This window comes from Mucilaginibacter antarcticus (genome assembly GCF_042686155.1).
Taxonomy (GTDB): Bacteria; Bacteroidota; Bacteroidia; order Sphingobacteriales; family Sphingobacteriaceae; genus Mucilaginibacter; species Mucilaginibacter antarcticus.
The window spans coordinates 63,651-74,367 of record NZ_JBHUON010000022.1 but is presented as its reverse complement, the minus strand read 5'-3'; the positions used below and the strand labels follow the sequence as shown (position 1 = coordinate 74,367).

Here is a 10,717-nt window from a genome sequence, read left to right as displayed (position 1 = left end):
AAATAAATCTGAACAAAAAAACGACCAAGTAAAAGTTACCTTTTCTCTTGATCGCTTCTCGTAATACGTTTTATTGAATTACTTTTTCAGTGTCCTCAATAAATCGGGAGGCTTTTCTGTTTAAATGTAATAGGTTGCTAATATTATATGCCAACAAATTTGCATCTTTCAAGGCAATCACTTAACATACTTTAAACCACGTTTGGCATTTTGTATCTCAATCAGCTTCACCTTGCTCAACGGAATGCTCTTTGTCATAGACGAGATAAATCTTGATTGTCCGCCCGTTATTGTGTCGCCTTTCAGGGAAAGACGATCAAAATAAAATACAGTCTTTCTATTATCATTATCAGTAAATCTTATCTCTACGGAAGGAGAATTTTTCAAAGAAACCTCATTGCCATCTTTGTCAAAACATTTAATAAAATCGATTGACATCGCCCGGTACGTTTCACGAAAACCGTATGGCAACCTGGTAGTCACCTGTTTGGTTAAAACGGCAGCGGGGCTCTCAAGCTGCTGCTTAAAACTCTCGACGGGTATGTAATATGTTTTGCATGAGGTTATCAGTAAAACACTTACCAAGCCGATGGAAATTAAAAAAGTTTTGGTTGTCATATAATCCAGGCGGAAGTTAATGAAAAAAACGTCCCAGAGAAAATCTGAGGCGCTTTTGTGGTACCAATGGGGATCAACCCATTAACACAAGGATTTTAGTCCTTGCTTTACCATTTAACTACATTTTTAATACCATTGTTGATAACCTGAAAGATAAGTGCAACAAAAATGCACCGAAATAACATCTTCAGCGTTTTGAAACTCACCAAGGAATTAAAGGCCATTTGCTACGCTGTAGACCAGTTGACGAAAATAAAGGGGGTACGTCTTATAATTTAACCATTTAACTACGGGGAAATTACGCCCTAAGTGGGGTAGTTTATTACTCGATCATTATCAATTAACTACAACGTTTTTAGTTGAGAATCCTGCTTTTGCTTAAAGTGTTTATAAGCTATATTTTACACAGAAATGAATTTATAAGTGTATTTTATACACTAACCGAGTGAATCTAAGTGATTTTCATGAAACTTATATCGATCCTACCTTCAAACCAGAACCGATAAAATGCAATTATATTAACATATAACTACAATGTTTAAAACTATTGCAATAATTGGCATTAAAGTTGGTTGATTAGACAAAAATTACAACCTATGCCTATAAGTCAACTATCGCTATTGCGGGCCGTTCTAGCCCTCACAGATTTTATCTTGTTAAACCTATGTTTGTTTGCCGGGTTTCACGCGGCAATAAGCCTAGGATCATTTACACTTACCGCTCACGACACTTATGTTTTAGTGTCGGTTATATGGGCTTCATGGTTCTTAAGCACGATGCTGTTCCGGCTTTACAGTGAGTATTCGATGTACCAGCTAAGCGATATTTATAAAGCCACCTGGCGAAGTGTGATCTTGCATATCATATTAATCTCGGCATTTGCGCTAAGCATTCAAGTCGCTTTCGAATTGATTTTTATTTATTCTTTGATTGTTCTCTTAGCTTTCCTATGCAGCCGCAGCCTATGCAGCATTTTGATGCCGCTGATCGATTTGGATTTCGAAGAAAGAAAGGCAAATATATTAGCGATCGCATCCGTAGGGGGACATTGGATCGAGCTATTAAGAATTATGCCGTTATTCAAAGGAAAGAGCGTTTCTTTCATCTCCAATAACCAATCATTAAAAGAGACTGTGCTAGGATACTCATTTCATACTGTTCCTGACGCTAATAAAGACAGTAAATTTAAGTTATTAGGATGCATCATGAAAGTATCCGCCTACATTTTGTTTCTAAGGCCTCAAGTAATTATTACTACTGGAGCAGCCCCGGGCCTACTTGGAATTTTGATAGGTAAAATACTTGGCATTAAAACAATTTGGATTGACAGTATAGCGAACGCCGAAAAACTGTCACTTAGTGGTTCTATCGCCCTTTGGTTGGCCGACAGAGTATATACGCAGTGGGAACATTTAGCAGTCCAGCCAAAGCTCGTATATAGCGGCAACGTATTATAGTTTAGAGTCGAAATAATAGTGGTAGTCGGATCAGGCTTTAACAACTTCTGAACCAACAGTACACTTGCAATCACCAGCGATTCTCATCTGTGTTTTGGACTACATACTATCCGGTGCAAATAGTATTTAGTTCTTACTTTAAAATGACGAGTTGCAATAAGGTGAATTTATCTTTGTTGTTCCTTAAACCTTATATCATGAATACGCGACGAATCCGCTTAGCTCGTAAATTAGCTATCAATTGCATTGAAGATGCTCAACAACTTAACATTCAACCACACTTTGAAGCTATAGCGAAACATTTAGCATCTTTGGGTACTAATTGTAGGGCCGATAAAGATCATTCAATGGAAACACCTCTTCCGTCTATTAATCACTTTGTTAATAAGCGCTATAGGGAAAGCTTATATAGGAGTCTAAAAGGAGTACTATTAGTAAAAAACGTCATTGGTCAGGGTGCCTTCGGAATAGAAAGAGTCGAGATAAAGTTAAAAAGCTTTCAAGCATCATTGGGCTTACTTGAGTTTAACATTATGGCAATCACTGAACACCTTGAACTGGTGGACATATACGGGGAATTTGCATTGCTAAAACGTTCTAAATCAAAAGACAAATTGCTTAAATTGGATGCGGTTAAGTTATCAGATACACTTATGCTACTCCCAGCCAAGGTCTAAGATCAAGTGTATACCATCATAAGGCGACTTCGTTTCAAGGTAATATCCAAAACCAAGGCATCATGACAGGGCGGATTACGGTATCCATATAGGTATTTACAAAAAGGGAAGAAGTTTAATGACAATTCAACGTCTGACAGTTTATATAAACAGTAAACTTGCGATTCCCGAATTAATATCTACTGGTGTCTTTTGTAATTGCTAACTGGCCAATTCTAATAACTTGGCCGGTGTCAACACTTTGCTAATATACTTTGTTACATACTTATTTTTTTCAGCGCGATTTATGTCAGCAGGGTCAATAGAAGATGATAGCATGAATATTTTCGTGTGTTCTTTGTCAATATCTATTTTGTCGTAAGCATGCAAGAACTCAAAGCCGTCCATTTTTGGCATCTTAATATCCAGAAAAATAACATCCGGGTGAATGGTGCCTTCTTTCAATAAAGACAATGCACTTTCGGGGAACTCGCTGATAATTATTTCATCTGCAAATTTACCTCGTTTGAGAATACAAGAGTTTATAAGATTGTCTAATGGATTGTCATCAATCAACAAACATGTGTGGTAGGGTCTGTTCATACAGACCTACTACAAATCTTATGAAATATTGTTTAAATAAATATTGTTTAAAGCAATTTTTTTAACCATTTACCACTTGGAATCGAATAGTTGGATATTCATTGTCTGGGGTAATAACTTATAAAGTAGCTCTAATACAGCAGGCTTAGATACCATTATCTGTAGCTGCCTGCAACGGCAACTACAGCTCAAGCAGTTGAGGCAATTAAACCTAATAGCCTTTAGCGATATGATGGGCGATTCCGTACGGCTAACGTCAGCCTGAGTAGTTTTGTATAACTTACAAGTAAGATTGTAAGACACCGCTTCTTGAAGATTTTTTCATTTTCTCCAATGCCTTATCTTTAATCTGCCGTACACGCTCTCTTGTTAAATCTAGTTTCTCACCGATTTCTTCAAGGCTATGTGACGATTGGTTTTCTAATCCATATAATAAAGTAAGCACCTCACGGTCACGGCCAGCGAGTAACGATAATGATCGGCGTAGTTCTGTAACCAACGAGTCTTGCATCAGCTCATTGTCAGTTGCCGGTCCATCGTTATGCATAACGTCTAAAAGCGTGCCCTCTTCACCCACTTGAAATGGAGCATCAATCGATACCTGCCTGCCTGAATTACGCATAGAATCGGCTATTCTTTCAACGGTTGTCTCTAAGGTTTCCGCCAATTCCTCCTGAGTTGGCTCTCTTTCAAATCGTTGCTCAAGGATGGAATGTGCTTTTCGTATTTTGTTAAGGTTTCCAATTTGATTTAACGGTAATCGCACAGAACGGGACTGTTCGGATACTGCTGATAGTATCGCCTGTCGAATCCACCAAACGGCATAGGAAATAAATTTAAATCCTTTAGTTTCGTCAAAGCGACCAGCGGCCTTAATCAGGCCCAGGTTGCCTTCGTTAATCAAGTCACCTAATGTCAATCCTTGATTTTGATATTGCTTCGCCACAGATACCACAAAACGCAGATTTGCACTTGCAAGTCGTTCCAGCGCAACCTGATCACCTTCTCGTATTTTTTGAGCTAGAATTACCTCCTCATCACTTGTAATCATCGACACCTTTCCGATCTCTGTAAGATACTTATCCAGTGATTGCGATTCGCGGTTGGTAATAGATTGGGTGATTTTTAGCTGTCTCATGGGAGGTATTTAAGTGCAGTTTTGCAAAAAGCAAAGGTACTATTTATATGAGGCTTATTATTCAATAATACGTCACAATTTTAAGTGATAAAGAATATATCTCACTTCACGATCTCATTTATATTCTATAGTAGAATATAAAGACTGGGAATGGGTGGTGATATATATATTATTGAGCAAAGGTAGGCCTGTGATATAGAAAGCTTTATAAAGCAAAAAAGCCCATTTCAATTAAGAAATGAGCTTAGCCTTTTGTGGTACCAACTGGGATCGAACCAGTGACACAAGGATTTTCAGTCCTTTGCTCTACCATCTGAGCTATGGTACCGTCCGTTTCGGGATTGCAAATGTAGCTTTTTTTTTATTTATCGCTAATTTTTTTTTAAGTTTCTTTCACATATTTTTCAGCTTTCAAATAAATATTCAGTAAATCAAACATTTACGTTTGCAAAAAAACATTTGGGCTTGTAAATGTCTTCGCCTAATTAAATAATTACCTTTTAAAGGTATATTTGATCAATTACTATGCACGCATAATGATTTCGCAGATCCTATTTAGCCTCATACTCGTTGCCGCGATTTACCTGTTTAGCAAAAACATAGGTAAGGTGCGCCGCAATATACTTTTGGGCAGGGATGTTAACCGCAGTGATCGCCCGGCCGAGCGTTGGTTGATTATGGCCAAAGTAGCGCTCGGCCAAACCAAAATGACTAAACGGCCGGTAGCCGCCGTAATGCATTTCTGTATTTATGTAGGGTTTGTGGTTATCAATCTTGAAGTGTTAGAGATCACTATAGACGGGCTGTTTGGCTCGCACCGTGTATTTTCAAAACCTTTAGGCGGCCTATATCCGTTGTTGATCGGCAGCTTTGAAATTCTTGCGATGTTGGTTCTGCTGGCATGCACAGTGTTTCTTGCCCGGCGCAATATTATTCGTTTAAAGCGATTTAGCGGCCCTGAAATGACCGAATGGCCAAAAACCGATGCCAACTATATTCTATTTATAGAAATATGCCTTATGGCCGCATTTTTAACCATGAATGCAGCTGATTATAAACTACAGGCGCTGCAATTTGAACATTATCTAAAAGCGGGCAGTTTTCCGGTGAGCAGTATCATCGCTCCTATTTTACCTGACGGGCCGGAAGCGCTGTTGATTATAGAGCGGGTATGTTGGTGGTTTCATATCCTGGGGATACTGGCCTTTTTAAACTATCTGCCTTATTCCAAGCACTTTCATATCCTGCTGGCTTTCCCTAATACCTGGTATTCTAATTTAGATTCTAAGGGCAAATTCACTAATATGGCGTCAGTAACCAACGAGGTAAAGGCAATGCTTGATCCATCCTTCGTACCAGCTGCCACTGATCAGCCTATCCGCTTTGGGGCCAAGGACGCTACTGACCTTACCTGGAAAAACCTAATGGAAGCCTATACCTGCACTGAGTGCGGCAGGTGCACGTCCGTTTGCCCGGCAAATATCACGGGTAAATTACTGTCTCCACGCAAAATCATGATGGATACCCGCGACAGAATAACAGAAATTGGCGAAAGTATTACCGTAAATGGGAAGGGTTTTACAGATGGCAAAACATTGCTTGACGACTACATCACCCGCGAAGAACTTTGGGCCTGTACTACCTGTAACGCCTGCGTAGAGGCTTGCCCGGTTAACATTAACCCCCTCGAAATTATTACCGATATGCGCCGTTATTTAGTGATGGAAGAATCGGCTGCGCCTGCAAGTTTGAACAATATGTTTGGCAATATAGAAAACAATGGCGCGCCATGGAAATATAGTAACGCCGACAGACTTAACTGGGCAGATAAAAATTAAGACAAATCAATTTATTATAAAAATGACACCAGATACCACAAAATTAGAATCAAGATATGACCTGTTTGTAGCCAAAGTAGCAGCGTCAAAAATAGTATGGGGGCTTTTAAACAAAAAAGGTTGGGCTAACTCGCACGCTGCCAATAATGAGGAGAGTACCGTAGTGCCGTTTTGGTCTGAGCGGGCTTATGCAAAAGCTTGCGCCAAAGATGATTGGCGCGATTACACCCCGACAGAGATTCCACTGGTTGATTTTTTAGAAAGCTGGTGCCTGGGCATGGCCGATGATGATTTGCTGGCAGGTATTAACTGGGATGCTAATATGTCTGGTATAGAGGTTAACACATTTCAATTAGCGGTTGATATATTGGAGCAGCTAAAGGTTATTCAGTCGGCCATTAAGTTTGCAAATCATGCCGGTATAGATGAGTTTATTGCTGATATCAGACTATCTCTCGACAACGAAGAAGAAGAAGGCGAGGGCGACAAAGAATAAACCATGACTTTATCAATACCCACCATGGCCCAGATGGCCGCGCAAGGCCAACAACCCGAAATTTTATTTTGGGTTGGCTGTGCAGGCAGCTTTGACGAGCGGGCGCAGAAAATAACGCGTGATATCTGTAAAATTTTGCAGCATGTGGGTATTAGCTATGCCGTTTTGGGGACTGAAGAAAGCTGTACCGGCGATCCCGCCAAACGCGCCGGCAACGAATTTTTGTTCCAGATGCAGGCTATGGCAAACATACAGGTGCTGGACGGCTACAATATTAAAAAGATAGTAACCGGCTGCCCACACTGCTTTAACACTATCAAAAATGAATATCCGGGCTTGGGTGGCACTTATGAAGTGATCCATCACTCGCAGCTGATACAACAGCTAATTGACGAAGGGAAATTGAAAGCCGAAGGCGGCGAAAGCTTTAAAGGCAAACGCATAACCTACCATGACCCATGTTACCTTGGCCGCGGCAATGATGTTTACGAGGCTCCACGCAAAGCTTTGGAGATTTTAGATACCGAACTGGTGGAAATGAAACGCTGCAAAAGTAATGGGCTATGTTGCGGTGCCGGCGGCGCCCAAATGTTTAAGGAGCCCGAGAAAGGTGACAAGGACATCAACATGGAGCGGATTGACGAGGTAATAGCCGTTAACGCGCAGGTGGTTGCTGCTGCCTGTCCCTTCTGCATGACTATGTTAAGTGATGGTGTTAAAAACCATAACAAAGAAGATCAGATAAAAGTGCTGGACATTGCGGAGATAACAGCAAGGGCCAATGGCTTGTAGCTACAAGCTCTTCGTTTTAAAATAATCAAAAGCCGCTTTAAGGCTGTCAAGTCGCTCTGGCTCTATATTTTTTACAGGTATATTGAGTTCGCTGGCCATCGTATCTACATTGCCCTTTTTATCATTATACGTTTGTACAATAATATCGTCGGACTTTGCTTTTAGTTTAAGGGTACCGCCATTAGTGTTACCCAGGTACTCCATATCTTCCAGGCGTTGCAGATTAAACGAGAAATACTCTTGCTTGCCGGTTTGATAGGTTTTACGCAGGCGGATAAAAGATTCGTCATTAATGCTTAACTCCCACTTTTTTAGTTTACTGTCCGCAGTCGCGTCGAAGGATTGGAATAGGCATCTGTTAGCCCAGCTTAGCCAGTCGGCATCGGCAGCAAAGCAAAAGCAGAAGCTCAGCGCCGCTGCTACAACAACAGAAAAAATAACCACCGCCTTTTGGGTTTTAGGTAGAACTGATTTTACCATGACAACAAAAATACGTCCCTCAATCAATAATTTGGTAAATTTGTCGCATGGAGTTTTCAACAAATTCAAGAGTATGGGTCTATCAGTCAGACAAAAAACTAACTGATGATGTGGTACAACAAGTACAGCAACGCCTGGATGCTTTTGCTACCCAATGGACTGCGCATAACAACCAGCTTAAAGCAAGGGGCGAAGTACGATATAACCGGTTTTTGATACTCATAATTGACGAAACCCAAGCCGGCGCCAGCGGCTGCTCTATAGATAAATCTGTCCGTTTTATGCAAGATTTAGAGAAAGAGTTTAACATTAACCTGTTTGACCGTTTTAACCTGGCTTACCGCGATGCTGACGAAGTATTATCGCTGCCACGCCATGGTTTTGAAGAGCTGCTGAAAAACGGCACCATTAACACCAACACCATTGTTTACAACAACCTGGTGCAAAATTTAAGCGAATTGCAAAATAAGTGGGAAGTACCATTTAAAGATAGCTGGCACATACAGCTCTTTAGAGATTTGGTTGTAGCACCATAACCTTTATAGTCGTATTGAGGACCTAGGCATCTTCCATGCCGCGAAACATATTCTTGCAGGTTCTTCGCTATCGCTCAGGCTGACCAATCTTTTATTTAGTGCTCTGTAGGGATTTAGGCTCTAAAAATCCAGCGGCCCTAACCTCCGCATATTTTGCCTTATCAAATACTGCTTGCGCGCCACCCGCTTATTTGGATTGGTTGGCGACCATTTTAACGGAAGTGGAAAAATAGACGCAATAGCCGCCGCTTGTGATTTGGTTAACTGACTTGCATCTTTATGATAATAATGTTGCGATGCAGCCTGTATGCCGTATATACCATCGCCCATTTCAATTACGTTGAGGTAGACTTCCATAATGCGGCGTTTACTCCAAAATACTTCTATGAGTAAAGTAAAGTAAGCTTCAAACCCTTTGCGAATCCACGACCGGCCGGGCCACAAGAAAACGTTTTTAGCTGTCTGCTGCGATATAGTGCTGCCCCCTATTAACTTACGGCTACGCGAGTTTTTTTGAATGGCTTTTTCTATCGCATGAAAATCAAAGCCATGGTTTTCAAGAAAAGTGGCATCTTCTGCAGCTACAGCAGCGCGTTTCATCTGGTCGGCTATGTCGTCAAAGTCGCGCCAATCTTTATCTATCTTCCAGGGCTTGCTGTCAGCCTTTTGCTCAAAGCCCCTGGTAAGCATAAGCCAGGTTACAGGTGGGTTAATAAAGCGATAAAAAATAACCCAAAACACGGTTACCCCCACAAAGAAAATCACAAATAATTTAACAAAGCGCCAAATGAGCTTGCCTAAACCTTTCATGCAGCGAAATTATTGATTATTTCGGATTTTGATTGTTTGATTTCGGATTTCAATCCGATTTTTCGTTCAGACCAAAGCCTTGCTGTGGTGTAAAAACAAAAAAGGTGTTGAGCAAAACTCAACACCTTTTTATATTCTTAAATCCGATCCCGATAGCTATCGGGACAAAATTATTCTGCTACTACTGTAAACGGAACTTGTACTTTAACCTCTTTGTGTAGGTTAACTATTGCGGTGTAATCACCAACAAATTTAGGCTCCTGATCAAACGTAATACGACGACGATCTACGTCAAAACCTTCTTTTTTCAATGCATCAGCAACTTGAATAGTGTTGATAGCGCCGAATATTTTACCGGTTTCGCCAGCTTTAGCGCCAATAGATAAGGTAATACCTTCTAAACGGGCAGCAATAGCATCAGCGTCTTTGCGTATTTTCTCTTGTTTAAATGCAGCTTGTTTAAGGTTTTCGGCCAAAACTTTGCGTGCAGATACGGTAGCTAATATAGCATAACCTTTAGGGAATAAAAAGTTACGGCCGTAACCCGGTTTAACGGTTACTACATCGTCTTTATCACCCAGGTTTTTTATGTCTTGTTTTAAAATAACTTCCATTGTCTTTTACCTCCCGATTATTTTAATGAGTCTGTAACGTAAGGTAACAAACCAATGTGGCGTGAGCGTTTAACCGCTTGTGCCACTTTACGCTGAAACTTTAATGAAGTACCAGTTAAACGACGTGGTAATAATTTACCCTGGTCATTAATAAACTTTAACAAAAAGTTAGCGTCTTTGTAATCAATATACTTGATACCATTCTTTTTGAAACGGCAGTATTTTTTACGGTTATCCTCTACTTTAGGGGCGGTTACGTATTTAATTTGGTCGTTTGCCATTAGTTTGCTTCCTCCACTTTAGCTGCAGGTTTCTTGTTAAAAGCACCACTGCGTTTTTTGTCATTGTAAGCTATGGCGTGTTTGTCCAAAGCTATGGTCAGGAAACGTAAAACACGCTCATCGCGTCTTAACTCGACTTCCAATTTATTAATTAAATCACCTGGAGCCTTAAATTCAGTTAAGTGATAGTACCCTGTAGTTTTCTTTTGAATAGGGTACGCTAATTTTCTCAAACCCCAATTATCCTCTTGGACAATTTCGGCTCCGCCGTCAGTAAGAGTTTTGCTGTATTTGGCTATTGCCTCTTTAGCAGTTTCTTCTGACAACAACGGGGTTAGAACGATCACGATTTCGTACTGTTGCATTGTTATACTTTGCTTTTTAATTATTTATCCCGA

General features: G+C 40.4%; 14 protein-coding genes and 1 tRNA gene. 6 read left to right on the top strand and 9 right to left on the bottom strand.

Features of this window, described 5'->3' with window-relative positions; translation table 11 throughout:
• Positions 1–177: 177 nt before the first annotated feature.
• Complete coding sequence (locus ACFSYC_RS16075) at positions 178–618, bottom strand: hypothetical protein (RefSeq protein WP_377129659.1); 441 nt, start codon at positions 616–618, stop codon at positions 178–180.
• Between the two features lie 596 nt (positions 619–1,214).
• On the opposite strand from ACFSYC_RS16075, the gene ACFSYC_RS16070 reads away from it, so the two are divergent.
• Positions 1,215–2,075 (top strand): hypothetical protein, encoded by an 861-nt coding sequence (locus ACFSYC_RS16070; protein ID WP_377129657.1) that lies wholly within the window; start codon positions 1,215–1,217, stop codon positions 2,073–2,075.
• A gap of 197 nt (positions 2,076–2,272) precedes the next feature.
• A complete protein-coding gene (locus ACFSYC_RS16065; protein ID WP_377129655.1) occupies positions 2,273–2,752 on the top strand; it encodes a hypothetical protein in 480 nt (159 codons plus the stop codon).
• A 201-nt stretch (positions 2,753–2,953) separates the two neighbouring features.
• On the opposite strand, the gene ACFSYC_RS16060 is transcribed toward ACFSYC_RS16065, so the two are convergent.
• From ACFSYC_RS16060 to ACFSYC_RS16050, 3 genes are all read right to left on the bottom strand, one after another.
• A complete protein-coding gene (locus ACFSYC_RS16060) occupies positions 2,954–3,310 on the bottom strand; it encodes a response regulator (RefSeq protein WP_377129653.1) in 357 nt (118 codons plus the stop codon).
• 304 nt (positions 3,311–3,614) lie between these two features.
• Positions 3,615–4,472, bottom strand: a complete 858-nt coding sequence (locus ACFSYC_RS16055; protein WP_377129651.1) for a sigma-70 family RNA polymerase sigma factor — start codon at positions 4,470–4,472, stop codon at positions 3,615–3,617.
• 255 nt (positions 4,473–4,727) lie between these two features.
• Positions 4,728–4,800 (bottom strand) — tRNA-Phe (locus tag ACFSYC_RS16050).
• A 208-nt stretch (positions 4,801–5,008) separates the two neighbouring features.
• On the opposite strand from ACFSYC_RS16050, the gene ACFSYC_RS16045 reads away from it, so the two are divergent.
• From ACFSYC_RS16045 to ACFSYC_RS16035, 3 genes are read left to right on the top strand one after another with little or no spacing between them, the layout of a single operon-like run.
• Entirely contained in the window at positions 5,009–6,310 is a 1,302-nt protein-coding gene (locus tag ACFSYC_RS16045; protein WP_377129649.1) for a 4Fe-4S dicluster domain-containing protein, read from the top strand.
• 22 nt (positions 6,311–6,332) lie between these two features.
• Complete coding sequence (locus ACFSYC_RS16040; protein WP_377129647.1) at positions 6,333–6,806, top strand: DUF2750 domain-containing protein; 474 nt, start codon at positions 6,333–6,335, stop codon at positions 6,804–6,806.
• Positions 6,807–6,809: 3 nt separating this feature from the next.
• Positions 6,810–7,598, top strand: coding sequence for a (Fe-S)-binding protein (locus tag ACFSYC_RS16035; RefSeq protein WP_377129645.1), 789 nt, complete (start codon positions 6,810–6,812; stop codon positions 7,596–7,598).
• On the opposite strand, the gene ACFSYC_RS16030 is transcribed toward ACFSYC_RS16035, so the two are convergent.
• Positions 7,599–8,078, bottom strand: a complete 480-nt coding sequence (locus ACFSYC_RS16030) for a hypothetical protein (protein WP_377129643.1) — start codon at positions 8,076–8,078, stop codon at positions 7,599–7,601.
• Positions 8,079–8,125: 47 nt separating this feature from the next.
• On the opposite strand from ACFSYC_RS16030, the gene ACFSYC_RS16025 reads away from it, so the two are divergent.
• Entirely contained in the window at positions 8,126–8,614 is a 489-nt protein-coding gene (locus tag ACFSYC_RS16025; protein WP_377129641.1) for an ABC transporter ATPase, read from the top strand.
• Positions 8,615–8,734: 120 nt separating this feature from the next.
• On the opposite strand, the gene mtgA is transcribed toward ACFSYC_RS16025, so the two are convergent.
• From mtgA to rpsF, 4 genes are all read right to left on the bottom strand, one after another.
• On the bottom strand, positions 8,735–9,424 hold the full coding sequence (mtgA, locus tag ACFSYC_RS16020; protein WP_377129639.1) for a monofunctional biosynthetic peptidoglycan transglycosylase: 690 nt from the start codon (positions 9,422–9,424) through the stop codon (positions 8,735–8,737).
• Positions 9,425–9,594: 170 nt separating this feature from the next.
• Entirely contained in the window at positions 9,595–10,038 is a 444-nt protein-coding gene (gene rplI / locus ACFSYC_RS16015; protein ID WP_377129637.1) for a 50S ribosomal protein L9, read from the bottom strand.
• A 17-nt stretch (positions 10,039–10,055) separates the two neighbouring features.
• Complete coding sequence (rpsR, locus tag ACFSYC_RS16010; RefSeq protein WP_191162967.1) at positions 10,056–10,319, bottom strand: 30S ribosomal protein S18; 264 nt, start codon at positions 10,317–10,319, stop codon at positions 10,056–10,058.
• Positions 10,319–10,684 (bottom strand): 30S ribosomal protein S6, encoded by a 366-nt coding sequence (rpsF, locus tag ACFSYC_RS16005; RefSeq protein ID WP_377129635.1) that lies wholly within the window; start codon positions 10,682–10,684, stop codon positions 10,319–10,321. Before rpsF ends, rpsR begins: the two co-directional genes overlap by 1 nt.
• Positions 10,685–10,717 lie beyond the last annotated feature (33 nt).